This window comes from Uliginosibacterium sangjuense (assembly GCF_059132465.1).
Window position 1 is genome coordinate 3,572,626 of the sequence record NZ_CP101132.1, and the last position, 25,665, is coordinate 3,598,290.

26 protein-coding genes are annotated in these 25,665 nt (G+C 66.4%); 5 read left to right on the forward strand and 21 right to left on the reverse strand.

The genetic code is table 11. The features are described from left to right. Positions 1–3: 3 nt before the first annotated feature. The 8 genes from NMB43_RS16400 to NMB43_RS16435 all read right to left on the reverse strand — a co-directional run bounded on the left by NMB43_RS16400 (position 4) and on the right by NMB43_RS16435 (position 6,879). Positions 4–735, reverse strand: coding sequence for an amino acid ABC transporter ATP-binding protein (locus NMB43_RS16400; protein WP_494349236.1), 732 nt, complete (start codon positions 733–735; stop codon positions 4–6). Next, entirely contained in the window at positions 713–1,375 is a 663-nt protein-coding gene (locus NMB43_RS16405; RefSeq protein ID WP_494349237.1) for an amino acid ABC transporter permease, read from the reverse strand. Before NMB43_RS16405 ends, NMB43_RS16400 begins: the two co-directional genes overlap by 23 nt. Next, positions 1,372–2,046, reverse strand: coding sequence for an amino acid ABC transporter permease (locus tag NMB43_RS16410; protein WP_494349238.1), 675 nt, complete (start codon positions 2,044–2,046; stop codon positions 1,372–1,374). The genes NMB43_RS16405 and NMB43_RS16410 overlap by 4 nt, the downstream gene beginning before the upstream one ends. A gap of 126 nt (positions 2,047–2,172) precedes the next feature. Next, a complete protein-coding gene (locus NMB43_RS16415; RefSeq protein ID WP_494349239.1) occupies positions 2,173–2,967 on the reverse strand; it encodes a transporter substrate-binding domain-containing protein in 795 nt (264 codons plus the stop codon). Continuing rightward, positions 2,964–3,686: a FadR/GntR family transcriptional regulator gene (locus NMB43_RS16420; RefSeq protein ID WP_494349240.1), complete on the reverse strand. Its 723-nt coding sequence runs from the start codon at positions 3,684–3,686 to the stop codon at positions 2,964–2,966. The genes NMB43_RS16415 and NMB43_RS16420 overlap by 4 nt, the downstream gene beginning before the upstream one ends. A 217-nt stretch (positions 3,687–3,903) precedes the next feature. Continuing rightward, positions 3,904–4,950, reverse strand: coding sequence for a diguanylate cyclase domain-containing protein (locus tag NMB43_RS16425; RefSeq protein WP_494349241.1), 1,047 nt, complete (start codon positions 4,948–4,950; stop codon positions 3,904–3,906). 170 nt (positions 4,951–5,120) lie between these two features. Next, positions 5,121–5,939, reverse strand: coding sequence for a M90 family metallopeptidase (locus tag NMB43_RS16430; RefSeq protein ID WP_494349242.1), 819 nt, complete (start codon positions 5,937–5,939; stop codon positions 5,121–5,123). Between the two features lie 67 nt (positions 5,940–6,006). Next, a complete protein-coding gene (locus NMB43_RS16435) occupies positions 6,007–6,879 on the reverse strand; it encodes a sulfurtransferase (RefSeq protein WP_494349243.1) in 873 nt (290 codons plus the stop codon). 186 nt (positions 6,880–7,065) lie between these two features. Between NMB43_RS16435 and NMB43_RS16440 the strand changes: the two genes are divergently transcribed. From NMB43_RS16440 to NMB43_RS16450, 3 genes are read left to right on the forward strand one after another with little or no spacing between them, the layout of a single operon-like run. After that, on the forward strand, positions 7,066–8,262 hold the full coding sequence (locus NMB43_RS16440) for an efflux RND transporter periplasmic adaptor subunit (protein WP_494349244.1): 1,197 nt from the start codon (positions 7,066–7,068) through the stop codon (positions 8,260–8,262). A gap of 10 nt (positions 8,263–8,272) precedes the next feature. Continuing rightward, positions 8,273–10,222, forward strand: a complete 1,950-nt coding sequence (locus NMB43_RS16445; RefSeq protein WP_494349245.1) for a MacB family efflux pump subunit — start codon at positions 8,273–8,275, stop codon at positions 10,220–10,222. 2 nt (positions 10,223–10,224) lie between these two features. Continuing rightward, positions 10,225–11,604, forward strand: a complete 1,380-nt coding sequence (locus NMB43_RS16450; RefSeq protein WP_494349246.1) for an efflux transporter outer membrane subunit — start codon at positions 10,225–10,227, stop codon at positions 11,602–11,604. A 13-nt stretch (positions 11,605–11,617) separates the two neighbouring features. Here the strand turns inward: NMB43_RS16450 and NMB43_RS16455 are convergent, their stop codons facing one another. Continuing rightward, entirely contained in the window at positions 11,618–12,376 is a 759-nt protein-coding gene (locus tag NMB43_RS16455; protein ID WP_494349247.1) for a substrate-binding periplasmic protein, read from the reverse strand. A 297-nt stretch (positions 12,377–12,673) separates the two neighbouring features. Here NMB43_RS16455 and NMB43_RS16460 point away from each other — a divergent pair, with 297 nt between their 5' ends. Further along, on the forward strand, positions 12,674–13,792 hold the full coding sequence (locus NMB43_RS16460) for an acyltransferase family protein (RefSeq protein ID WP_494349248.1): 1,119 nt from the start codon (positions 12,674–12,676) through the stop codon (positions 13,790–13,792). Here NMB43_RS16460 and NMB43_RS16465 read toward each other — a convergent pair. Then, on the reverse strand, positions 13,764–14,102 hold the full coding sequence (locus NMB43_RS16465) for a hypothetical protein (protein WP_494349249.1): 339 nt from the start codon (positions 14,100–14,102) through the stop codon (positions 13,764–13,766). The two genes, NMB43_RS16460 and NMB43_RS16465, sit on opposite strands and share 29 nt — an antisense overlap. Before the next feature lie 177 nt (positions 14,103–14,279). Here NMB43_RS16465 and NMB43_RS16470 point away from each other — a divergent pair, with 177 nt between their 5' ends. Further along, the gene (locus NMB43_RS16470; protein WP_494349250.1) at positions 14,280–15,734 is read left to right on the forward strand and encodes an aminotransferase-like domain-containing protein; all 1,455 of its coding nucleotides are present in this window, start codon (positions 14,280–14,282) and stop codon (positions 15,732–15,734) included. Between the two features lie 21 nt (positions 15,735–15,755). On the opposite strand, the gene tam is transcribed toward NMB43_RS16470, so the two are convergent. The 11 genes from tam to NMB43_RS16525 form a co-directional block, all read right to left on the reverse strand. Beyond that, on the reverse strand, positions 15,756–16,517 hold the full coding sequence (tam, locus tag NMB43_RS16475) for a trans-aconitate 2-methyltransferase (protein ID WP_494349251.1): 762 nt from the start codon (positions 16,515–16,517) through the stop codon (positions 15,756–15,758). Between the two features lie 62 nt (positions 16,518–16,579). Then, a complete protein-coding gene (gene puuE, locus NMB43_RS16480) occupies positions 16,580–17,500 on the reverse strand; it encodes an allantoinase PuuE (protein ID WP_494352161.1) in 921 nt (306 codons plus the stop codon). Between the two features lie 273 nt (positions 17,501–17,773). Then, the gene (locus NMB43_RS16485; protein WP_494349252.1) at positions 17,774–18,961 is read right to left on the reverse strand and encodes a urate hydroxylase PuuD; all 1,188 of its coding nucleotides are present in this window, start codon (positions 18,959–18,961) and stop codon (positions 17,774–17,776) included. A gap of 96 nt (positions 18,962–19,057) precedes the next feature. Beyond that, the gene (locus NMB43_RS16490) at positions 19,058–19,450 is read right to left on the reverse strand and encodes a VOC family protein (protein WP_494349253.1); all 393 of its coding nucleotides are present in this window, start codon (positions 19,448–19,450) and stop codon (positions 19,058–19,060) included. 1 nt (position 19,451) lies between these two features. Next, a complete protein-coding gene (uraH, locus tag NMB43_RS16495) occupies positions 19,452–19,799 on the reverse strand; it encodes a hydroxyisourate hydrolase (RefSeq protein WP_494349254.1) in 348 nt (115 codons plus the stop codon). A 31-nt stretch (positions 19,800–19,830) separates the two neighbouring features. Then, entirely contained in the window at positions 19,831–20,592 is a 762-nt protein-coding gene (locus NMB43_RS16500; protein ID WP_494349255.1) for an aspartate/glutamate racemase family protein, read from the reverse strand. Further along, positions 20,593–21,303 (reverse strand): GntR family transcriptional regulator, encoded by a 711-nt coding sequence (locus NMB43_RS16505; RefSeq protein WP_494349256.1) that lies wholly within the window; start codon positions 21,301–21,303, stop codon positions 20,593–20,595. Continuing rightward, positions 21,300–22,181, reverse strand: a complete 882-nt coding sequence (locus NMB43_RS16510) for an ABC transporter permease (protein WP_494349257.1) — start codon at positions 22,179–22,181, stop codon at positions 21,300–21,302. The genes NMB43_RS16505 and NMB43_RS16510 overlap by 4 nt, the downstream gene beginning before the upstream one ends. 2 nt (positions 22,182–22,183) lie before the next feature. Continuing rightward, positions 22,184–23,074, reverse strand: a complete 891-nt coding sequence (locus tag NMB43_RS16515; RefSeq protein WP_494349258.1) for an ABC transporter permease — start codon at positions 23,072–23,074, stop codon at positions 22,184–22,186. Between the two features lie 133 nt (positions 23,075–23,207). Then, the gene (locus NMB43_RS16520; protein WP_494349259.1) at positions 23,208–24,515 is read right to left on the reverse strand and encodes an ABC transporter substrate-binding protein; all 1,308 of its coding nucleotides are present in this window, start codon (positions 24,513–24,515) and stop codon (positions 23,208–23,210) included. 81 nt (positions 24,516–24,596) lie between these two features. Next, positions 24,597–25,589: an ABC transporter ATP-binding protein gene (locus NMB43_RS16525; RefSeq protein ID WP_494349260.1), complete on the reverse strand. Its 993-nt coding sequence runs from the start codon at positions 25,587–25,589 to the stop codon at positions 24,597–24,599. Between the last annotated feature and the right edge of the window lie 76 nt (positions 25,590–25,665).

The following is a 25,665-nucleotide window of genomic DNA, read 5'->3' on the forward strand; positions in this document are numbered from 1 at the left end:
GCGTCAGTTCACCGCACCGATGAAATTCTGCAGCTCGGCCGTCTGCGGGTTGGCGAACAACTCGCGCGGATGACCACTCTCATGCACCCGGCCCTGGTACATGAAGACCAGCTTATCGCCGACCTCGCGCGCAAAACGCATCTCGTGGGTGACCATGATCAGCGTCATGCCCTCGGCGGCAAGCTGCTTCACGACCGCCAGCACTTCGTTGACGAGCTCCGGGTCCAGTGCCGAGGTGATCTCGTCGCACAGCAGCACCTTGGGTTGCATGGCGAGCGCGCGGGCGATCGCCACACGCTGCTGCTGGCCACCCGAGAGCTGGTCGGGGTAGGCATCGAACTTCTCGGCCAGCCCCACCTTGGTGAGCATGGCGCGCGCAATCGTCTCGCACTCGGCCTTGGGCGTCTTCTTGACCACCTGGGGGGCGAGCATCACGTTCTCGCCGGCCGTCAGATGCGGGAACAGGTTGAACTGCTGGAACACCATGCCGACCTTCTGGCGCAGTGCGCGCAGATCGGTCTGGCCGGCGTAGAGGCGTTCGCCGTCGATCTCGATGAGGCCGTCATCAAAGGTTTCCAGCCCGTTGATCGAGCGCAGCAACGTGCTCTTGCCCGAGCCGCTGCGGCCGATGATGGCGACCACCTCGCCCTGCTGGATACGCAGGTCGATGCCCTTGAGCACGTGGTTGGCGCCGAAGTGCTTGTGGAGCGCGTCAATGCGAACCAAGGCTTCCATGGAATTTCCTTTCGAGACGAGCCGCATACAGCGACAGCGGATAACAGAGGATGAAGTAGCCCAGGGCGACGAAGCCGAACACCATGAAGGGCTGGAAGGTGGCGTTGGCGAGCATGGAGCCGGTCTTGGTCAGCTCGGCGAAGCCGATGATCGAGGTCACCGCCGTGCCCTTGACGATCTGCACCGAGAAGCCGACCGTGGGCGCCACCGCGATGCGCAGCGCCTGCGGCAGGATCACGTGGCGCATCTGCTCGACCCATGTCATGGCGAGGCTCGCGGAGGCCTCCCACTGACCCTTCGGGATCGCCTCCACACAGCCACGCCAGATTTCCGCGAGATAGGCGCTGGAGAACAGCGTGAGGCCCATCGCGGCAGCCAGCCAGGGCGGGACATCCACGCCCAGCAAGGCGATGCCGAAGAAGACCATGAAGAGCTGCATCAGCAGCGGCGTGCCCTGGAAGAACTCGATGTACCAGCGCGCCGCGCGCTGCAGCCCGGGCGACTTGGCCATGCGCGCGGCCAGCACCAGCAAGCCGGCCGTGCCACCGAGCGCGAAGGCGGTGAGCGACAGGGCGATGGTCCACAAGGCACCGAAACCCAGGTTGCGCAGGATGTCCCACAGGGTGAAGTCCATCATCATGCTGCGGCCCTCCGCTTCACCACCAGCTTGTGCCCGATCTGCGCCAGCAGCGCACGCACGCCGATGGCCAGCAGCAGGTAGATCAGGGCGGTGACGATGTAGGTCTCGAAGGCGCGGAAGTTGCGCGACTGGATGAAGTTGGCCGCGAAGGTCAGCTCTTCGGCCGCGATCTGGGAACACACCGAGGTGCCCAGCATCACGATCACGATCTGGCTCGACAGCGCGGGCCACACCTTCTGCAAGGCCGGGCGCAGCACCACATGGCGGAAGATCTGCGCGCGCGTCATCGCAAGCGAACCGGCGGCCTCGATCTGGCCACGCGGGATGGCCTGGATGCCGGCGCGGATGATCTCGGTGGAGTACGCCCCGAGATTGATGACAACGGCAATCATCGCCGCCTGCAGCTCACCGAGCTTCACGCCCAATGAGGGCAGGCCGAAGAAGATGAAGAACAGTTGCACGATGAAGGGCGTATTGCGGATCAGCTCAACATAGAGCCCGAACACCTGCGCGAAGGGCTTGATGCGCCAGGCGCGCAAGACGCCGCCCAGGATGCCCAGGCCCACGCCCAGCACGGCACCGATGGCGGTCAGCAGCAGCGTATAGCCGACGCCCACCGCGAGCTGTGTGTGGTAAGCGGCGACGGCGGTGAAGTCGAATGAATAGGCCATAGACATCTTTCATGCATACCCGGCAATCTCAGCCCTTCTGCCAAAGGCAGGACAGGCGCTACCAAACATGCCAGCCGGGTCGCCCTCCCCTGACAAGGGGAGGGGTGGGGGGGTTGAAGGCCTGACTTACAGATCGGCCGGCAGCGGATTACGCAGCCACTTCTGGGCGATCTGGTTCAGCGAGCCATCCTTCTTCGACTTGGCGATGATCTCGTTCACCTTCGCCACCAGCGCGGCCTCACCCTTGTTCACGCCGACGAAGCAGGGCGAGTTCTTGATCAGGAACTTGGGCGTCAGCGGGCGCAGCTTGGTGCGTTCGTTGAGCGCAGCGGCCACCACGTTGCCGGTCGCAGCCAGTTGGGTCTGACCCGAGAGGTAGGCCGAGATGGTCGCGTTGTTGTCCTCGAAGCGCTTGATCGTGGCGGTGGGCGGCGCGATCTTCGTCAGCTCCAGGTCTTCCACCGAGCCGCGCGTGACCGCGATGGTCTTGCCCGCCAGGTCGGCCGGACCGGCGATCTTGGCGTCGGCCGGGCCGAACACGCCGTTGAAGAAGGGGGCGTAGGCGTCGGTGAAGTCGATCACCTTCTCGCGGTCCGGGTTCTTGCCCAGGCTGGAGATCACCAGGTCGGCCTTGCCGGTGGTCAGGAAGGGAATGCGGTTGGTGGAGGACACCGGGATCAGCTCCAGCTTGACGCCCATCTCCTTGGCGATCAGCGCCGCCGTGTCGATGTCATAACCCTGCGGCTTCATGTCGGAGCCGACCGTTCCGAAGGGCGGGAAGTCCTGCGGCACGGCCACGCGCAGCGTGCCGGCCTTCTTGATGTTGTCCAGCGCGTCGGCCAGCGCGGGCAGGCTGCTGCCCAGCAGGCCCAGGGCGAGAGCCGAGGTGGACAGGAAACGGATCATGGTGCGGCGATTCATGGGAAGACTCCTTCATGCAACTTGCCCGGTCGGGGCGTTTCGAAAGGGATGAGAACAGGGATGTCGATGCGTGCCGCGGCACGCACCAGGTGTTCGGCCATGGCGGCATGCGCGGCGGTGCCGTCGCGCGCCTCGATGGCGGCCAGCACGGCACGGTGTTCATCGGCCGGCGCCCAGATGCCCTCGGGATCGGCGAAGGGCAGACGCAGGCTGTAGGCGATGGGTTCTTCCAGCGAACGGATCGCGGAGGTCAGCAAGGGGTTGCCCGCGTAGTCAGCCAGGGCGAGGTGAAAATCGAGATCGGCCTCGGAGGCCGTGACCAGATCCAGCCCGTACAAGGCGGCCTCCAGGCGACGCTGCATCTCGCGCAGCGCCGCGATAGCCGCGGCATCCGCGCGCTGCGCGGCCAGCGCGGCAGCCGCCGGCTCCACGATGGCGCGGAACTCGAAGACCTGTTGCGCCGGCATGGCCAGCGGACCGGGCGGCACCTCGGTCGAACTGCGCGCACGCCCCGCGGTGACGAACACCCCCTTGCCCGGCTGCGCGCGCACCAGGCCCAGCGCCTCCAGCGTGGAGATCGCCTCGCGCAGTGCGGCACGGCTGATGCCCAGCGTGACCGACAGTTCGCGCTGACCGGGCAGCAGATCGCCGCAGCGGTAACGACCATCGTGGATCTGGCGCTGCAAGGTCTGGGCGGCAAAGCTGGAGAGGCGGGGCATGGCGCGGGCGCGGACGGTTCGGCAATGGAAGACGACAACTGGTCTGACCAGTTCGACCAGTTAAAGCACTGCCCGTGCCAGCGCGAAGCTCGCGCAACTTACCCAATGAATTCAGTGCCTTGAAAGAAGGCCCGGATGCCCACGCAGGGGCTGGGCGCACCACTGGCGCCCTCGCAGGGCTCGCTGCGCGCGCCGACGCCCCAGGACGGGGCGCCGCTCAGGAGGCGAGTCTTTGCACTGCGTCCCCGGCGCTGGAATGCCGCCCGCGACGGGCGCGCTTGCACTCGTACATGCGCTGGTCGGCCAGCTCCACCAACTCGTCGACCGCATTCCCCTCGGCCGGGGCATGAGCCCAACCGATGCTTGCCCGCAACGCCAGCGTCAGTCCTTCGTAGACCAGAGCCGGCGCCAGCGCCGCCTCGATGCGGGCCATCGCGCGGGCGACGCCTTCCACCGGCTCCACCGGCGCGAGGAGCAGCGCAAACTCGTCGCCGCCCAGGCGCGCCACCGTGTCGGACTGGCGCGCGCAGTCGCGCAGACGCCGCGCAAACTCGACCAGGGCGGCATCCCCGGCACGGTGCCCATAGCTGTCGTTGATCTGCTTGAGCCCATCCATGTCCAGCACCAGCACCGCGCACCCGACGCCGTCGCGACCGCCTTGCTGCAGGCGCGCACGCAAGCGGTCCATGAACAGCGAGCGGTTGGCCAGATCGGTCAGCGGATCATGCGTGGCGCGATGGAACAGTACGTCCATGTCATACCGTGCGGCATGGAACATGGCCGCCGCAACCAGGCCGGATAACTGCTCCAGCAAGGCGACGTGGTGATCGTCGAAGGCCGCGACACGCGTCGACATGGCCTTGAGCACGCCCACCGTCTCGGTGTCATGACGCAGCGGCAGCACGATCATCGAGCGGATGCCCACGCGCCGACAGGCTTCGCGATCCACCCGCGGGTCGGTCTCGCTGTCGTCACAACGACAGGCCTGGCCCAGTTGCACGCACAGGCCGGAGAGGCTGGTGGCGCGCTTGAGGCGCAGACCCAAGGCGCCACTCGCCACGCCCGAGGCGGCGCGATACACCATGTCCTCACCCTCGGCCAGCTCGATGACCGCGCCATCGGCTTCGACCAGGGCCAGCACACGCTCGGCGACGAGGCTCATGACGCCTCCGAGGTCGGCGCCCAGCCGCACGGTGTCGGTCTGGATGCGGATGATTTCCAACAGCTTGTCCTGCGCCAGCACAGCGGCCTCCAGAAAGGTCACGACGACCCGACTCGCGCAGTCATATTGCTGAAAATACAAATACTTTCCCGCCTGCCACGTTCCGCCGATCTATCACTTAAAGGATATGTCTTTCGGCATAAAAAGGAAGCGCTGAATGCCCTCATGCCCCGCCCCCGTACGCCAGGCGAGACCTATGTCACGCAACCGCCTCACCAGCTCAGCGGATTGACCCGGTAGTAGGCGCTCAGCTCCGCATATACCGCCGGCGAATGCTGCTGCAGTGCCTGTGGCTGCTCGAAGAACACCTCGCTGGCGACAGCGAAGAACTCCGCCGGATTGGTGGCGCCGTAATGGTTGAACAGGCCTTGCACCTGTCCCTGCGCCTCCTGCTGCAGGCGCGCGAAGGCTTCGGCGAAGACGCGCGACCAGCGCGCGTAGTCGGCGCGTCGGCCCAGGTAGGGCACGCCGCTGGCCTCGCCCTTCTCCTGGTCGAGCTGGTGCGCGAACTCGTGGATCACCACGTTGCGCCCATCGAAGGGCGCCGCCGCATCCTCCAGCGTGTCGTGCCAGGACAGGATCACCTGGCCGTTGCTCCACGACTCGCCGCTCAGCACCTGACGTTGCGATTGCAGCACGCCGGCTGCGTCGGGCCGTGCATGCTGCACCACGAAGGCGCCCGGATAGACCAGGATCTGGCGCAGTTGCGGGTAGTAGTCATGTCGCCGGTTGAGCAGCAACAGGCAGGCTTGGGCCGCGATGGTCACGCGCATCTCGTCATCCACCTCCAGCCCGGCGCAGCCGATGAACTCCTTCTCCGCCAGGAAGACCTGGATGTGGCGCTTCAACTGCAGTTGCAGGTCGACGGGCATGCGCTGGAAATACGGCATGCGGCGGCGCAGGATGTCACGCCATTCGGGAGGAAAGGGTCGCGCACGCAGGCGCTGCCGGCGCCAGCGCCGACGCAGTGGCCCGGAGGCCAGCCAGCCCATGAACAACAGGGCCAGCACGGTGAAGATCAGGAAGGACACGCGCCGGCACCTGCACGAGTGGATGATCCACCCTAGGTTGTCACGGCCGCCTCGATTTCAAGCCGGCTCAGCCGGCGCCCGTCGCGACCGGGCGGGCCGGGTCGCTGCACCATTCGCTCCACGAGCCGGGGTACAGCGCCGCCCCCGCCAGGCCGGCAATCTCCAGCGCCAGCAGGTTGTGACAGGCGGTGACGCCAGAGCCGCACTGCATGATGGCTGCGGCCGGCGCGTGTGCCCCCAGCACCGCGGACCATTCCTCGCGCAGTTGGGCGGCCGGCTTGAAGCGACCGTCGGCCGTGAGGTTGTCACGGAAGAAACGGTTGCATGCACCCGGGATATGCCCACCGACCGGGTCGAGGGTCTCGTTCTCGCCGCGGAAACGATCCGGCGCGCGCGCATCGACGATCAGGCGCTGGGCGCTGGCGAGGTTCGCCAGCACGCCGGCCGCATCCACCGTGGCGACACGCGGGGGCCGGCGCGGGAACACGCAGGCCGCGCGCGGCGTCGGCAGCGCCTGCGTCTGCGCGCCACCTGCGGCGAGCCAGGCCGGCCAGCCGCCGTCCAGCACCGCCACCGCCTCGTGCCCCAGCCAGCGCAGCATCCACCACAGGCGGGCGGCCATCATGCCGCCGGCCGCGTCATACACCACGACCTGGGTGGCGGCGTCGATGCCCAGCGCGCCCAGGCGGGCCGCGAACACCTCCGGGTCGGGCAGTGGATGGCGACCGTTGTGGCCGGTCTTAGGACCGGACAGATCCGCGTCGAGATGCAGGAAGAAAGCCCCCGGCACATGCCCCTCGGCATACGCGGCGCGACCGGCATCGACATTGCTCAACTCATGGCGCACGTCGATCACGCAGCAGGCCGGGTCATCCAGCAGGGCCTGCAGGGCGTGGCAGTCGATCAGGGTCGTGAACGGGCGGGCGGCGGAGCTGGGCATGCGGCAATCCTCGGACAGTCGGGAACTCGCGGCATCTTACCCCCTCTGACCCACGCACCCGCCGACACAAAACAGACGGCTTTATTACCGCTTGCTGACAAAGCTTTACGTTCGCCTTGCCAGAATGTGTCCGCCGATGCCCGCCCACTCCGCGCGCATCGCCCCCTCCTCCACCTGTCCCGCACCATGACGCCCGCCCGCAAGAAGCTCCTGTTCGCCAGCCTGACCCTGGCCCTCATCGCAGCGGCCTTCGCCGCCCATCAATTGTGGTTCGCCCGCCCCACGCCACCGCCCCTGGTCACCGCCAGCGTGGCGCGCGCCGACATCGAGGACAGCGTCATCGCCACCGGCAGCATCGAGGCCTTCCAGCAGGTCAGTGTCGGGGCACAGGCTTCGGGCCAGATCAAGTCGCTGAAGGTGGCACTGGGCGACACCGTCAAGCAGGGCCAGTTGATCGCCGAGATCGACTCGCTCACCCAGCAGAACGCGCTGCGCAAGGCCGAGGCCGAGCTGGCCAGCACGCAAGCCCAGTTGCGCGCCAAACAGGCCCTGCTCAAGCAGAACGAACTGGCGATGAAACGCCAGCAGCAGATGCTGGCCGCCGACGCCACCACGCAGGAGAACTACGAGGCAGCCGAAGCCAGCCTCGCCACCACGCGGGCCGACATTGCGGCACTGGAAGCGCAGATCGCGCAAGGCGGCATCGCCGTCGACACGGCGCGCGTGAACCTCGGCTACACGCGCATCACCGCGCCCATCGACGGCACCGTGGTCGCCATCGTGGCGAAGGAAGGGCAGACGGTGAATGCCAATCAGAGCGCGCCCACGATCATCAAGCTCGCGCAAATGGACAAGGTCACGATCAAGGCCGAGATCAGCGAGGCCGACGTGCCACGCGTCAAGCCAGGCCAGGCGGTGTACTTCAGCATCCTGGGCGAACCGGACCAGCGCTACACCACGACCATGCGCGCCATCGAGCCGGCCCCGACCTCGATTGCCAGCGAAAGCAGCACCACCACGAGCACGACGACCAGCACCTCGAGCACCGCGATCTACTACAACGGCCTGCTCGACGTACCCAACCCACGCGGCACGCTGCGCATCTCGATGACCACCCAGGTGCACATCGTGCTGGCCAGCGCGAAGAATGCGCTGAGCATCCCCTCGGCGGCCCTCGGCCCACGCGGACGCGATGGCCGCTACACAGTGCGCGTGCAGGCGGCGGACGGCCAGATCGCCCCGCGCCAGGTGCGCGTGGGCCTCAACAACAAGGTCAGCGCGGAAGTGCTGGAGGGCCTGCAGGAAGGCGAGCGCGTGGTGATCGGCGAAGGCAGCCGCGAGATCACGATGCCGACCAATCGCCGCCCCGGCCCGCCGATGTGAGGCCCGTAGCATGAGCGCCCTCCTCGAACTGCGCGGCCTCGCGCGCGACTATCCCGCCGGCGAAGGCAAGCTTCGTGTGCTGGACGATGTAAATCTCGACATCGGCGCCGGCGAGATGATCGCCATCGTCGGCCCCTCGGGCTCCGGCAAGTCCACGCTGATGAACATCCTGGGCTGCCTGGACCGCCCCAGCGAAGGCAGCTACCGCGTCGCCGGCCGCGAGACCGGCGCGCTGCAGCCCGACGAGCTGGCCGAACTGCGCCGCGAGCACTTCGGCTTCATCTTCCAGCGCTACCACCTGCTGCCCGACCTCGACGCGCTGGGCAACACCGAAGTCCCGGCCGTGTATGCCGGCAGCAAGCGCGAGGCGCGCCATGCGCGCGCCCGCGCCCTGCTCGAACGCCTCGGCATGGGCGAGCGGATGCACCACCGTCCGGGCCAGCTCTCCGGCGGCCAGCAGCAGCGGGTGTCGATCGCGCGCGCCCTCATGAACGGTGGCCAGGTGATCCTCGCCGACGAACCCACTGGCGCGCTCGACAGCCACAGCGGCGCCGAGGTCATGCGCCTGCTCAAGGAGCTGCATGCCGAAGGCCACACCATCATCATCGTGACGCACGACATGCAGGTCGCCCAGCATGCCGAGCGCATCATCGAGATCAGCGACGGCCGCATCGTGGCCGACCGCCGCAAGCCCGAGGCCGCCCCGCCGCCACCTCCGCGCCGCGCCGACAGCACGCCGGTGGCGACGCGCTGGGCCGGTCTGCGCGACCGCCTCGGCGAAGCCTTCAGCATGTCGGTGCTGGCGCTGGCCAGCCACCGCATGCGCAGCTTCCTGACCATGCTGGGCATCATCATCGGCATCGCCTCGGTGGTGTCGGTGGTGGCCCTGGGCCAGGGCACGCGGGAGCGCATTCTCAAAGACATCCGCGCGATGGGCACCAACACCATCGATGTGTATCCCGGCAGCGACTTCGGCGATCAGCGCGCCGGTGGCGTTCGCACGCTCATGCCGGCCGATGCGCAGGCCCTGGCGCAGCAAGGCTATGTGGACAGCGTGACGCCCATGGTCGCCAGCTCGATGACGGCGCGCCACGGCAACATCGCCGCCGCGGCGCAGGTCAGCGGCGTGGGCGAGCAGTACTTCCGCGTGCGCGGCCTGGAGATGGCCGAGGGGCACGGCTTCGACGCACAGAGCGAGCAGACGCTGGCGCAGGAGGCGGTGATCGACGACAACACCCGCAACAAGCTGTTCGCACCGCAGGACAGGGTCGTGGGCGAGATCATCCTGCTCGGCAAGGTGCCGGTGCGGGTGATCGGTGTCACCAAGAAGCGCGAGAGCGGCTTCGGCAACAACAACAATCTGAACATCTGGGTGCCCTACACCACCGCGATGGGCCGCATGACCGGCCAGAACTACCTGCGCAGCATCACCGTGCGGGTGCGCGACGGCGAGTCCACCTCGGCCGCCGAGCAAGGCATCCAGCGCTTGCTGGAGACACGCCATGGTCGCAAGGACTTCTTCACCTTCAACTCCGACAGCATCCGCCAGACCATCGAGAGCACCACGGCCGCCATGGCCATGCTGATCTCGCTGATCGCGGTGATCTCGCTGGTCGTGGGCGGCATCGGCGTGATGAACATCATGCTGGTGTCGGTGACCGAGCGCACCCGCGAGATCGGCGTGCGCATGGCGGTCGGCGCGCGCCAGGGCGACATCATGCAGCAGTTCCTGATCGAGGCCGTGCTGGTATGCCTGGCCGGTGGCGTGCTGGGCGTGCTGCTGGCTGGCGGCATCGGCTTCGTCGTCAAGGAGACGGTCAAGGATTTCAGCATGGTCTACTCGACCGGCTCCATCGTCGCCGCCTTCGTCTGCTCCACCCTGATCGGGCTCACCTTCGGCTTCATGCCGGCCCGCAACGCGGCACGCCTCGACCCGGTCGACGCGCTCGCCAGAGAATGAACATGGCATTTGCATTCAAACCCACTTTGACGCTGCTTGCCGCCATCACCCTGACGGCCTGCAGCAGCATGAACACGCCCTACCAGACCCCGGCCGCGCAAGTGCCGGCGCAATGGCGGGGCACCAGCGGCACACACACTGCGACGCCCCAGGCCGTTGACAACTGGTGGCAGGCCTTCCACGACCCGGCACTGGACGCGCTGGTGACGCAGGCGCTGGCGCGCAACAACGATCTCGCCAACGCCGCACTGAAGCTGCAGCGTGCCCGCTTGCAGGCCGGCCTGGCTGCCGATGCGCTGACGCCCCAGTTCAGTGGCAGCGTGGGCTACAGCGTGGAGAGCTCGCTGCGCGACGCCGGGCGCACCACGCGCGGCGCCAACGCCACGCTGGGCGCGAGCTGGGAGCTGGATCTGTGGAACAAGCTCGGCAACCAGCGCAACGCGGCCGAATGGGAGGCGCAGGCCAGCGCACAGGACAAGGAAAGCACCGCGCTGTCGCTGACCGGCAGCACCGCGCGCCTGTACTGGCAGTTGGGCTACCTCGCCCAGCGCATCCGCCAGAGCGAGGCCAGCGTGGCCTACGCGCAGCGCACGCTGGAACTGGTGCGCGCCCAACGCGCCGCTGGCGCGGCCACTGGCCTGGAGGTGCTGCAAGCTGAGCAGAACCTGGCCAGCCAGCAGGCCGGCCGCACCCAGTTGCTGCAGCAGCGGCAAGAGGCGCAGACCGCGCTGGCCCTGCTGTTCGACGGCGATTCGCCGGCCGCTGCCGCCCCGCAAGCCCTGCCCGAGCAAGCCCTGCCGGTGGTGGAGGCCGGCCTGCCGGCGAGCCTGCTGGGGCGCCGTCCCGACCTGCGCGCGGCCGAGCTGCGCCTGCGCAGCACGCTGGCCACGGCCGACGCCACGCGCGCCGCGCTCTACCCCAGCCTGAACCTGACCGGCAGCCTCGGCAGCAGCAGCGACAGCCTGCGCCAGATCCTGCTGAATCCGGCGACCAGCCTCGCCGCGACGCTGAGCCTGCCCTTCCTGCAGTGGAACGCACGCCAGCTCGACATCCAGGTCGCCCAGACCGACTACGAACTGGCCGTCACCAGCTTCCGGCAGACCTTGTACGCGGCGCTGGGCGACGTGGAGAACGCCTTGTCCGCGCGCAGCCAGTACACCGCCCAGGGCGAGGCGCTGCTGCGCTCGCTGGACGCCGCGCGCGAGGTGGAGCGCCTCACAGAGGTGCGCTACCGCGCCGGCGCCGTCACCCTGCAGACCTGGCTGGATGCGCAGGAGAAGCGCCGCGCGGCGGAGAACGCGCTGGCCGAGAACCGCTACAACCGCCTCTCCAACCACGTCTCGCTGGTCCTGGCGCTGGGCGGCGAACCGCGCCAGCCCTAGGCCCCCAGGGCATTCAACGATAAGGGGCGGCGAGACGCGTGAGCGTGCCGTCGCGCCGCATCGCCGCCAGGGCCTGGTCAAAGGCCTCGGCCAGCTTGCGCGTATCGCGGGCGCGCGTAAAAACGAGGTAGCTGACCGCAGTTTCGGCTGGCGGCCCGCTGACCATGACCTGATCCAGCCCGTTCAACTGGCGCAGGAAGCTGAGCCCAACAAGATGGCTGCAGATCACGGCATCGACGCGGCCGGCGAGCAGCATGCGGAAGATGTGCTCGTAGTCGTTGGCGTACTGCAGCTTGGTGAAGCGGCCACGTGCCAGCGCGGAATCAAAACGCGCGCCGTAGGAGGTGTTCCTGACCAGGCCGAGGCTTGCGTGCGCGAGCGACGCGAAATCTCCGTCGAAGCGCAGGCGTGAATCCTTGCGCACGAAGAAGACGTAGTCCTGGCTCAGCAGGGGCTCGCGCGGATACAGCATGGTCTGCTCCCGCTCCGCCGTGTGCTTGATGGTGAACAAGGCGTCCGCCTCCCCACTGGCCAGCATGCGCAAGGAACGCGACCAGGGGTAGAACTCGATGTCGATGGGTTGCCCCATGCGTGAGAAAACCTCGCGCACGATGGACGCGGCCAGGCCCTCGGCGCCGCCCGGCGCGTTGACGATGTAGGGCGGATATTCGAGCGTGACGAGGCGCAGCCGATCCTGCGCCAGGGCCGATACCGCCAGCATGCCGCAGGCAAGGAAGAACAACAGGCGGAACAAGCTTGCGAGAAGGGCCATGATCCATTCGCCGTGTCGCGGGTGGAGCGGGAAGGCTCTTCGCCCGAGCCTTGCTGTGGATTACCAGTCATCTCGCTATAGCCCACCCCAAGGGCGATGACAACATGTCTGCCAGGCGTGCCACGCACGCCTGGCCTGGCCGTGCGCTCAGCGCAGGCTGGAGTCGGCCAGTTGCTGGCGGCGGTAGCCGCCCTGGCGCACCGGCTGACCGCTCCAGGCTGCAGCCCACACCTGCACCTTCCCGCATCAGGCCACGGACTGGCATAGTCCGCCCTTTCGTTCTCCACCTCGACCCGCATGCGCTCCTCCACCGGCGCCCACTTCATCGCCCTGGACCATGTCCGCGCACTGGCCGCGTTCATGGTGTTCACCTGGCACTTCATTCATGCAGGTACAGGCTATCCCATTGCGTTCGGCGGCGCGCCTCGCGTGTTTCCGCTTGCTGTGCTGGATGAAGGGCATGTGGGCGTCGCACTGTTCATGACGCTCAGTGGCTACCTGTTCGCCAAACTGCTCGACGGGCGCCGCATCGCGTTCGGCGCCTTCCTGTGGAATCGCGCACTGCGTCTGCTACCGCTGCTTCTCGTGGTGATTCTGATCGTGGGTGTGCAGCGCTGGCAGGCTGGCGAAAGTCTGTCCCGCTACGCCTCCGACATGGCCAAGGGCATGCTGTTGCCAACCTGGCCGAACGGCGGTTGGTCGCTCACCGTTGAGGCGCATTTCTATCTTTTGCTTCCGCTGTTGCTATACCTGCAGCGACGCAGGCCCGTCCTCCTGCTGTCAATTGTTGCGGCAGCGCTGTCTCTGCGCACCGGGCTGTACCTGCAGCGTGGCGAGATTCAAAGCCTTTCTTACTGGACACTGATCGGCCGCATCGATCAGTTTTCCCTTGGGATCCTGATGTTTGCACTCAGGCATCACCTGACAGGCAAGCATCTCCAGATCAGCCTGCTGCTGACGATTTTCTGCCTCGGCTACTGGGTCTTCGATATGCGTGGCGGCTTTTACGGCATGCCCAGCTACCCGTCACCCGAACCTCTATGGATTCTCTTGCCAACACTGGAGGGGCTGGCGCTCGCCACGGCCATCGCCTGGTACGACAGCTCCTTCGTCTTCAGCAGGACCGGCTGGTCCGGCTTTGTGGGCAAGATCGGCGAGTACTCCTACTCGATCTACCTGCTGCACTTCTTCTTCGTCTTCGGCATGGCGCGTTTCGTTGACCAGCACATCATGGCACTGGGCAACTTCTATCTGGCCTGTGCCTGGGCGGCCGGGGGCTTCCTGTTGATGTTGCCGCTGGCCTGGGCCAGCTACCGCTTCATCGAAAGCCCCTTCCTGCGCCTTCGCCGCCCCTATCTCAAAGCGGCAACTCAGCCGGCTACGGCAATCAGATCCGCGATGCCAGTTCCAGACTAGCCAGCCAGCGACGCCACACCCGCAGCAGCCGGAAGCTCAGCGAAGGCTCCGGCGCCGGGCGCAGGCACAGCAGGCGAGCGCCCTTGCCGCCAGCCTGCAGGCCCAGGCAGGTTTCCTCTTCCATGCTCTGCTGCTCGCCAGCGCGCAGGGTCGCGCTCGGTGCGAACACGCGGCCAGCCATGCTCTGCAGCGGGTAGGCCAGGCTCAGCGAGCCCTCCAGGCAGACCAGGCGGGCACCGCGCGGCAAGCGCAGCGACAGGCCCTCGCCAGCCGACAGGCTTTGGGTGGAGGCAATTTCGGGACGCAGCATGATGAAACTCCAGCACAAGAATTCGATGGCTCCATGCTGAGCTTCCGTGCGTGGCCATAACAGACACAGCAACACACTTTGTGTACCGGATCAAAGCGGCGCTGTTCTGGTCTGTTACTGTCCAATTCAGCGAAATCTGTATCTGTTCTGCCGCTCATCCCCATTGGAAGATCGTTCATGGACCTTGCCACCGCCGAATCCCAGCCGCTGTACCTGCGCCTGGCCGATCACTACCAGGGCGCCATCGAGTCCGGCACGCTGTCGCCTGGCGACCGCATGCCCTCGGTGCGCAACCTGACCCGCCTGCATCATGTGAGCCTCAGCACCGCACTGCAGGCCTGCCGCTACCTGGAGGACAAGGGCTGGCTGGAGGCGCGGCCACGCGCCGGCTACTTCGTGCGGCGCCCGCGTCGCAACGTGCTGGCGCCGGCCAGCGAGCCGGACAGCGTGGTGGCGCCCGACCCGGCGCAGTACCTGGGCATCCATGAGCGGGTGTCGAGCTTCATCGTGCAGTGCGAGCAGCACAACCTGCGCCTGAACCTGGCCCAGGCCTTCGGCTCGCCCGACGCCTACCCGGCCGAGGCCTTGCGCCAGGCCGCCACGCGCGCCCTGCGCCTGCGCCCCGAGGTCTTGGTGAGCCCGGTGCCCACTCATGGCGACCCGGGATTCCGCGCCGTGCTGGCCCGCCGTGCGCTGGAAGGCGGTGGCATGCGCCTGACCGCCGAGGACATCGTGGTCACGCACGGCTGCACCGAGGCCATGAACCTCGCGCTGCGCGCGGTGACGCAACCGGGCGACGTGGTGGCGGTGGAGTCACCGGTCTTCTTCGGCCTGCTGCAGACCCTGCAGAGCCTGGGCCTGCGTGCGCTGGAGATTCCCACCAGCCCACGCAGTGGCCTGTCGGTCGACGCGCTGGAGCTAGCACTGCAGACGCAGGCCAGCCTCAAGGCGGTGGTGGTGATCCCGAACTTCCAGAATCCGCTCGGCAGCGTGATGCCAGACATGGAAAAGCAGCGCCTGCTGGCACTGTGCGAGCGCTACGACATCCCGCTGATCGAGGACGACACCTATGGCGCGCTGGGCGACGAGACGCCGCTGCGTGCGATCAAGTCCTGGGACGAGCGCGGCCAGGTGATCCACTGCGCCTCGCTGCACAAGACCCTGGCCCCCGGCATGCGCCTGGGCTGGGTGGCCGGTGGGCGCTGGCAGGCCCGCATTCGCATGCTCAAGTATGCGCAGAGCCGGCCCAATGCGACGCTGCCACAGCTCGCCCTGGCCGAGTTCATGGGCAGCGCGGCCTACGAACGCCACCTCACGCGCCTGCGCCGCCTGCTGCACACGCGACGCGAGCAGATGGCCGAATCCATCGCCAGCCACTTCCCGGCTGGCACACGCCTGTCATTGCCCGAGGGGGGCATGCTGCTGTGGATCCAGTTGCCCCCGCTGCGCCAGCCGCGCGTGTTGTTCGAGACCGCGCTGCGCGAGGGCATTCGCGTGGCGCCGGGCTGGATCTTCTCCAACAGCGACCGCTACGACAACTACGTGCGCATCAACTGCTGCCAGCCCTTCGGCGCGGAGACCGAGACCGCGATCAAGCGTCTCGCCGAGATCGCGCGCGGTCAGCTTGCCTGAGCGATCACCGTCGCCACGTGCTCAGCGCTGCGCGATGAAGAACAGGCGCGGGAAGGAGAACAGGCGGCCACCGTCCGCGCGCGGTGGATAGGCCTGGTCGATGGCCGTGCGATAGGCCGCCTCATAGGCCTCGCGCATCCCGGCCGGCAGCGCTTCGAGATAGGGGCGCAGGCCGGTGCCCTTGACCCACTCCACGATGGCCGCCGCATCGGCCATGACATGCTCATAGCGCGTACTCCAGATGTCGACATGGCCCGCCTGCGGCGCCAGCAGATCGTAATAGTCGCTGGCGCGCAGCACGCGCGGCCCTTGCCGCACCGCCTGCAACAACTCGGTCCACGGCCCCGGCAACTGGCGCATCCAGGCGTGGCTGGGCTCGTCGAAACTGTCCGGCATCTGCACGGCCAGCACGCCCCCCGGGGGCAGCAGGCCGAACAGGCGCGGCATCAACGCCGCGTGGTCCGGCAACCATTGCAGCGAGGCATTGGCGAAGATGAGGTCCGGCGCGCCATCCGGCACCCAGGCAGCAATGTCGGCTTCGACCCATTCCAGGTCGGGCATGTCCTGGCGCGCACGCACCAACATCTGGGGCGAGTTGTCTACGCCGACGACACGCGCCTGCGGCCAACGCTCGCGCAATAGCACGGTCGAATTGCCGGGGCCGCAGCCGAGATCCACCACGTGGCGTGGCGCGCCCAGCGGCACGCGTGCCAGCAGTTCGCGCGCCGGCCGCGTGCGCTCGTCGGCAAACTTGAGGTACTGCTTCTCGTCCCAGGTTGGCATGGCGCAGCCCTCCAGGCGGAAAGCGCCCAGCATACTCCGCCCCGCCATCGCCCCGCAGGCGTTCAGGGCGCTGGGAATTTGTCGCGCCAGTGACGCGCGATGTCGATGCGCCGCGCGACCCACACGCGGTCATGCCGCTCGATGTGGTCGAGGAAGTCGATCAGCGCCTTCATGCGCCCCGGCCGGCCGAGCAGGCGGCAGTGCATGCCGATGCTCATCATCTTCGGGCAGTCCTCGCCCTCGGCATACAACACATCGAAACTGTCGCGCAGGTAGGTGAAGAAGTCCTGCCCCTGCGAGTAACCCTGCGGCAGCGCGAAGCGCATGTCATTGACGTCCAGCGTGTAGGGCACGATGAGCTGCTGGGTCATGCTGCCGTCCGTTTTCCGCACGGGCATCCAGAACGGCAGGTCATCACCGTAGTAGTCGCTGTCGTAGAGGAAGCCGCCGTAGTCCGCCACCAGGCGGTGCGTGTTGGGCGAGTCGCGGCCGGTATACCAGCCCAGCGCGCGCTCGCCGGTCAGGCGCTCAATGATCTCCATGCCGATGCGCATGTGCTCGCGCTCGGTGGCCTCGTCGATGTTCTGGTAACTGATCCAGCGCCAGCCGTGGCAGGCGATCTCATGGCCCAGCGCCTTGAAGGCCGCGGTGAGCTCCGGATGACGCTGCAGCGCCATCGACACGCCGAACACAGTGAGCGGCAGGCCGCGCCGCTCGAACTCGCGCAGGATGCGCCACACGCCGGTGCGCGAGCCATATTCGTAAATACCTTCCATGGACATGTGGCGATCCGGGAAGGCCGGCGGGCTGAACATCTCGGACAGAAACTGCTCACTGCCGGCGTCACCATGCAGCACCGAGTTCTCGCCGCCCTCCTCGTAGTTCAGGACGAACTGCACCGCGATCTTCGCGCGACCGGGCCACTGGGCATGCGGTGGGTTGCGGCCGTAGCCGACGAGGTCGCGAGGGTAGTCATTCGTCATCATATTCACTCTCCGTTTCGCCGTGCTTTCCGACACTGTAGAGCCCCGGCAAACAGGCTTCCGCCCCTGGCTGCGCGCGTCGAATGCCACGGGATACCGGCCTGCGCAGGAGTGATGGGCGGCGGTGCCCCATCCAACGCCGTCGTCCCTGCGCAGAGCCTGCCCTCTACCTGATCGGGGGCAGGGACCCAGCGACTTTGCTTCATCCTACGCCCGAGCCGGTCTCACCAAACGACACTGGATTCCTGCTTTCGCAGGAATGACGGCAGCCGGCTACTTCACACCCGCATGAAACCAGGCCGCCAACGTCTCGCGCTCGGCATCAGTCATCTGCGTCACATTACCCAACGGCATGGTCTTGAGCTGCACCGAGCGCTCGTAGATGCGCTGGGCGTACTGCTTGATACGTGCCTCGTTGTCGAGCATCACGCCCATCTGTGCCACCGGCATCAGGGTCGGCTTCTCGGCATGGCAGGCCACGCAGCGCGCGTCCATGATCGCCTTGACCTCGGCCATCGACGGCGCCGGCTTGCCGGCCTCCACCTGGACCGGCTTGGGCGCGATCCAGACCAGGACACCGAGGATGATCGCCATCCCCGCAATCGGGAACTCCCAGCGATTGAGGCCCTTGTGGCGCAGGTTGAAGAAGTGGCGGATCAGCACCGCGCCCAGCATGATCAAGACCAGCACCAGCCAGTTCCAGGCATGGTTGTAGGTGCTGGCGTAGTGGTTGCTGATCATCGAGAACAGCACCGGCAGGGTCAGGTAGTTGTTGTGGTAGCTGCGCTGCTTGGCGCGCTTGCCCCAGATCGCCGGCACCTCGCCGCCCTCTTTCATGACCGCAACCTGGCGCCGCTGCGCCGGGATGATCCAGAAGAAGACGTTGGCGCTCATCGTGGTGGCGATCATCGCGCCGACGTGGATGTAGGCTGCACGACCCGACAGCAGGTGGCACAGCACGTAGGCGACGACGGCTACGAAGGCGACGTAGATCACGGCGAACAGCAACTGGCTGCGCTCGATCAGCAGGCGCGCAAGCTGATCGTAGACGACCCAACCGATGGCCAGGGTCGCCAGGCCGACGCCGACGGCCTGCCCCGGCGTGAGGCTGGAAACCGCGGGATCGACCATGTAGGTCGCGGCCTGGAAGTAGTACATCACCGAGATCAGCAGGAAGCCGGTGATCCAGGTGGTGTAGCTGGGCCAGAAGAAGAAGTGCAGGTCTTCGGGCAGGTGCTTGGGGGTGTTGGCGTACTTCTGCGGGTTGTAGAAACCGCCGCCGTGCATGGCCCACAGCTCACCGCCGACACCGTCTTCGATCAGCTTCGGGTCCTTGGGCGGCTTGAGGCTGTTATCCAGCCACACGAAATAGAACGAGGCGCCAATCCAGGCAATGCCCACGATCAGGTGCAGCCAGCGCAGCAGCATGCTGGCGGCATCGATGAGGTATGCGGTATCCAAGTGAAACTCCCTTATCGTCGATCCCGTTTTGGCGCCGGGATCGCACGACCCGACTCTAACGCCGATTTCGTCGTGCGCGCATGTGTGACGCCTTCCCTAGGGAGCGGCATCCATGTAGTTGGATATCTCGATCAGGTTCTGGTCCGGATCACGCAGATAGACCGACAGGATCGGCCCGCGAGCGCCGGTGCGCTTCACCGGCCCTTCGATGATCTGGATCTGGCAGGCTTCGAGATGTGTGATCACCTGCGCCAGCGGCGTACTCGTGATGAAGCACAGATCCGCCGACCCTGGCATGGGGTGTGCAGCCTTGGGCTCGAATTCCTTGCCATGCTGGTGCAGGTTGATCTTCTGCTGACCGAACTGCAGAGCCTTGCGCTGATCCCCGAAGGTGACCACCTGCATGCCCAGCACACGTTCGTAGAAAGCACAGGTCGCGGCCACGTCGGCCACCGTCAGAACCAGGTGATCGAGCGACGCAATTTGCATGTCAGCTCCCTCGGTAGGTGCTGTACGCCCACGGCGACACCAAGAGCGGCACATGGTAGTGCGCATTCGCATCGGCCACCCCGAAAGCCAGGGGCACCACGTCGAGAAATGGCGGCTCGGGCAGATCCAGGCCTTGTGCGCGGAAGTACGCGCCAACCTCGAATGCCAGCTCGTAACACCCCGGCAGGAGATCGTCTCCTGCCAGCAGGGGTGCGTCGCATCGGCCATCGGCATTGGTCGCGCCACTCAGGATGGGCGCACCTTCGCCGGCTCGGCGCAGGGCGAAACGCATGCCGGCGGCAGGCTTGCCGCTGGCGGTGTCGAGCACATGCGTGGTCAGCTTTCCCATTTCCGCTCCCTTGCGATCTTCATGCGTCCGATTATAGAGAGGGCGCACGCGCGTCACGCTGATAGCCAGTATCACCCTCGTCCATGCTGCGCAGGCGCGCGGCCAGTTCGGACGAAAGCCCGCTGTAGCCCGCTCCGTCCGGATCGGGCGCGCGACGCTCGCGCACCGCCAGCAAGGCCCGCGCAGCGGCCGACACATTGTCGATCACCGCGAAGGGCAGGCGTGTCGCCAGCGCCTCGCCCATGCCGGCCAGCGCCGCGCCACCGATCAGCACGGATTCGGCGGCCAACTGTTCGCGTGCCTCGCGTGCCGCCCGCTCCAACAAGTCCAGCGCACGTACTGGATCGGCCAGCAACTCCGCGCCGGATTCACGCAGCACGCGGATGCCAGCCAGTCGCTCACCGACGCCCGCGGCGGCGGCGCGCCGCTGCAGGATGGCGGGCCAGCGCTCGCCGCCGGTCACGATGGCGAAGCGCCCCCCGCGCGCGGCCTCCTGCATCGCGGCTTCGGCCAGGCCAATGACCGGCACGCCGCAGATCTCGCGCAAGGCCTCCAGCCCAGGGTCGCCAAAGCAACTCACCAGCACTGCGTCGATCTCCGCCGGCGCCTGCGCCCAGGCGTCCAGCGCAGCATGCGCAGCGATCGCGTAGGCCACCTCGGACGCGATATAGCTCGCGCCCAGCCTCGCGGTGGCGGGGATCAGCGTCCACCCGCGCAAGCGCGGTGCCAGATGCGCACACAAACGCTCGGTGACGGCGACGCTGGTATTGGGATTGAGGATCAGTGCGCGCATTCAGGCGTTCCGGAACATGTCCTCGACATCGGGGGCCCCCGCAGCCACTGGCGCGAAAGACAATTGCGCCAGCAGATGCTGCAGGTGCTTCTTCATCAAACGCATGGCGAGCTTGGCATCCCCCGCCTGCATCGCCCTCAGCAAGGCCTCATGCTCGTCGCACCCACAACCCTGTGCATGGGCATGCGGTTTCGGTGGCGCTTCATAAGTCATCAGGATCAGCGAGGTGCGCGACACCAGCTCGCGCAGCATCTTCTCCAGCGTGGCATTGCACGCGCCCTCCGCGATGGCCAGGTGAAACTCCCCCGAGAGGCGGATCGCCGCACGGCGATCTCCCGTGCGACGCGCGCTCTCCTCGTCGCGCAGCACGCGGGCCAGCGCCGCGACCTCACGCGCGCCGGCATGGGCCACGAAACTCTCCACCAGGGGTGGTTCGATCAGGATGCGCGCCTCGAATACCTCGCGCGCCTCCTGCGGTGTCGGGCAGGCGACGGTCGCGCCGCGATTGTGCGCCAGCACCACGATCTGCTCGGCCGCGAGACGCACCAGCACCTGGCGGATGCGCGTGCGCGACACACCGAAGGCGCGTCCCAGCTTCTCCTCGCCGAGCCGCGTGCCCGGCGCAAGCCGATGGTCCAGCACCGCCTCGACGATGCGCTCGTAAATATCGGCGTCGGTCAGCGTGGCGGCGTCGGCCAGGTCCGTGCTCATCCGCGTCCCTTGCGTGCGCGCCGCCGGCCCAGTGCGGCCAGGCCCAAGGCGAGGGCGACGACGAGAAAGGACACCACGGTGGTGAGCGTGCCCAGGGCGTAGATGGCTGGTGTGGTGACCGTGGTGGTCAGGCCCTGCAGTTCCAGCGGCAGCGTGTTGAGATCGCCGATTGCCTGCGAGGTGCGCGCGATCTCGTCCCATGAGAGCGTGAAGCCGAACATGCCCACCCCGATGACCGAGGGGCCGATCAGGGGCAGCACGACATGGCGGAAGGTCTGCCAGGGAGTGGCGCCCAAGTCGCGCGCGGCCTCTTCGTAGGCCACATTGAAGCGGTTGAAGACGGCGAACATGATCAGCAGGCCGAAAGGCAGGGTCCAGGTCAGTTGGGCACCGAGCGCCGAAGTATAGAGCCCCATGCTGGTACCGAAACTCTCCGCCAGCCCGCTCCAGCCCGCCCATTCGAAGGCACTGCGCAGGCCAGTGTCGAGCAGGCGGAAGGAGAGGCCGATGCCCAGCGAGACGATGATGGAGGGCATGATCAGGCTCGCCACCGTGATGTAGAACAGGCTGCCGCCGCCCTTGAGCGCCTTGCGGAAGGCGAGGCTGGCAGAGACCGCCAGCAGCACCGTCAACAGCGTCACCACCGCACCCAGTTTGAGCGAGCGGATGAAGGCGGCGCCGATGTCGATCACCCCAATGCCCTTGAACAACTCCTGGAACCAATGCAGGGACCAGCCGCGCATCGGGAAGGTCAGCCCGCCTTCCGGCCCTTGGAAGCTCAGCACGAAGATGGTGATCGTCGGGCCGTACAGGAACAGCAGGAACAGCGCGAAGAACAGGGCCAGCGCATAGAAGCCGAAGCTGCGTTGTTCATGCATGGTCATAGCTCCTTGCGGATGTCGACCAGGCGCGTCAGCGCCCAGATGATCATCAGCACCACGGCGAGCAGGATCACCGCGTTGGCCGCCGCCAGCGGGAACTGCAGGTAGCTCGTCTGCACCTGGATGACCTTGCCGACCGAAGCGATCTGCTGCCCGCCCATGACGCCGATGGTCACGAAGTCGCCCATCACGATGGTGATGACGAAGATGGAGCCGATGATGATGCCGGTACGGCACAGGGGAATGATCACGTTCCACAGGATCTGCCAGCTATTGGCGCCGGCATCGCGCGCCGCCTCGATCAAGGAACGGTCGATGCGCATCATGGAATTGAAGATGGGCACGATCATGAAGACGGTGAAGAGGTGCACGAAAGCCACCACGACGGAGAACGGCGAGAACAGCAACCATTCGACCGGCTGATTGACCAGCCCGATCCCCAGCAGACCGTCATTGACCAGGCCGTTGCGCCCCAGTAGCGGCACCCAGGAGATCATGCGGATCACGTTGGAGGTCCAGAACGGGATCGTGCACAACACGAACAACGCCGTCTGCATGCTCGTGCTGCGCACGTAGAACGCGAGGAAGTAGGCCACCGTGAAGCCGATCAGGAGCGTGAACAGCCAGGTCAGGAAACTGAACTTGAGCGTAGACAGGTAGGTCTTGAAGGTGACGCACATCTCCGTGGTGTTGGCGCAGCCTTCGAAGATGGCCAGGTAGTTCTTGCCGACGAAAGCCGGGATCAGCTCGTACTCGGTCGCATCCCAGAAACTCACCGCGACGATCAGCGCCAGCGGCAGCAGAAAGAACAGCAGGAAGACGAGCCCGTAGGGACCGGCTTGCAGCCAGGCGGGGGCAGAACGCGACAGGAGATTCTTTGGTGCGCTCATGCGCGGGTTTCCTCAAGCAGCGACGATCGCGTAGTCGCACAAATGGAGCGAAGCGGTCCTGGCAAGGTGCGGCGACACCGACAGTGCATTGGCACGGCAAGGAGCCGCAACGCCGCCAGGACCATTTTTGCGGCTACGCCGCGACGAACTCATTCCACTTGCGGACCATGTACTCGTTCTCGTCCATCACTGCGTTCCAGCAGGCGATGCCGCCCAGACGCTGCTCGTAGGAGCCGCCGTCGCGCACCGCCCCGGCCTTGGCCAGCAGCTCGCCATTCGGGGACTTGATGTCCTGCGTGGCCGCCTTGCCTTCCATCCAGTAAGCCCACTCGTAGGCTTCCATCTTGGCCTTGGCGGTCTCCAGCACGGCGCTGTAATAGCCCTGGCGGTTCAGGTAGGCACCGGCCCAACCGTCGAGGAACCAGTTGATGAATTCATACACGCCATCGGCCTTCTTGCCGCTGACCGTGCGCGGCACGCCGAAGCCAGCGGCCCACGCGCGATAACCTTCCTTGAGCGGCTGGAACACGCAGGGGATGCCCTTGGTGCGCACCGCGGTCACGGCCGGCGACCACATCGACTGGATCACCACCTCGCCCGAGGCCATGAGGTTCACGCTCTCGTTGAAGTCCTTCCACAGCGCGCGGAACTGGCCGGCCTTCTTGGCCTCGATCAGGGTCTTGATCGTGAGGTCGATCTCGGCCTTGGTCATGTTGCCCTTGTCGGCATACTTGTGGAGGCCCATGGCTTCGACCACCATCGCCGCATCCATGATGCCGATCGAGGGGATGTTCAGGATCGCGGCCTTGCCCTTGAACTCGGGGTTCAGCAGCTCCTTCCACGACTCGATGGGACGCTTGATCAGATCGGGGCGGATGCCCAGGGTGTCCGCGTTGTAGACGGTCGGGATCAGGGTCATGAACTGCGTCGGCGTGGCGGAGAACTTCTTCGAGCCAGGACCTTCGAGGAACATCACCTTCTTCGGCGCGGTGCCCTGGTCGCCAACCTTCTTGCCGCCGATCTCGCCCTTGGTGAACAGCGGCGTGATCTTGTCGGCGTTCTTGATGCGCTTGGCATCGATGGCCAGCAGGTTGCCGGTCGGGATGATCTTCTTGAGCGAGAAGTACTCGGTGTCGATCAGGTCGAAGGAGTTCGGAGCAGTCACCGCGCGCTTGGTCACTTCATCCGTGGTGACCGGGATGTACTGGATCTCGATACCGGTGTCAGCCTTGAATTTCTCGGCAATCGCCTTGTCCTGGTTCACCGCGGTGCCGAGGTAGCGCAGCACGATCTTCTCCTGCGCGTGGACAGCCGGGAACATGCCGGTCGCCAGGATGCCCGCCGTACCCTTGAGCAGGTTGCGGCGCATCGGGCTCGCTGCGGTGTCGGAAGCGTCGCCCTGCACGCCAGGTACGGTCTTGCCGGAATCTATCTCTGCCATCGTCATCTCCATTCAACAGGTGAGCGTACATGCCGGCCATGCCGGCGGTAAGAAAAGCAGTGGAGCCTGGAAACTGAACAATCAGCTCAGTACATGGGCATCCTCGGCCCGCCAGGACACATAGGCCGTCTCGCCAGCCTCCCAGGGCGCAGCGAAGAAGTCGGCTTCCGCGACGACGGCGGAAAATTCGGGAATCGCGTCGTGCGCCAGTTCCACCAGCACGTAGGTGCCCTGGTACTCGACTGCGGCGATGCGCGCCTCGACCTCGAAACCGGCGGCGGAACTGTGGCGCGACAGGCGCGTGCGATCCGCCCGCAGGGCGATCTTCTGCGCCTCCATCTGCAAGACGTTGTGGCCGCCCATGAAGCGCGCCACGAATTCGGTGGCCGGCGCGTTGAAGACCTGGTGCGGTGTGCCGACCTGCTCGATGCGCCCACCGTTCATGACCACGACCTGGTCGGCCAAAGCCATCGCCTCTTCCTGCGAGTGCGTCACATGCACGAAGCTGAAGCCCAGCTCGGCCTGCCAACGCTTGAGCTCGGCGCGCATGCGGATGCGCAGAAAGGGGTCCAGTGCGGACAGGGGCTCATCGAGCAGCAGAACACGCGGCTCGGTGATCAGTGCGCGCGCCAGCGCCACACGCTGCTGCTGTCCGCCAGAGAGTTCCGCCGGTTTGCGCTGCGCGTACTGCCCCATCGCCACACGCTCCAGCAGGGCCTGCGCACGCCCATGGCGCTCGGCCTTGGCCACGCCCTTCATCTTGAGACTGAAGGCCACGTTGTCCAGCACCGACAGATGCGGAAACAAGGCATAGCTCTGGAACATCATCGCGGTCCCGCGATCGGCCGCGGGCAGGATCGTGATGTTGCGGTCACCCAGCAGGATGTCGCCATCGCTGACCGTCTCGTGGCCCGCGATCATGCGCAGGGTGGAGGTCTTGCCGCAGCCCGAGGGCCCCAGCAGACAACAGTAGCTGCCCGAGGGAATCCTCAGATTGACGGCATCCACGGCCGTGACCTGACCATAGCGCTTGCTGACTTGAACGAGTTCCAGGCCGGATGACTGAAGTGCCATATGCATACCTCCACGAACCCAGGAAGCACGTGGTATGCCAGCACAGACAAACTCTCAAAACACCCTGAAATCAATA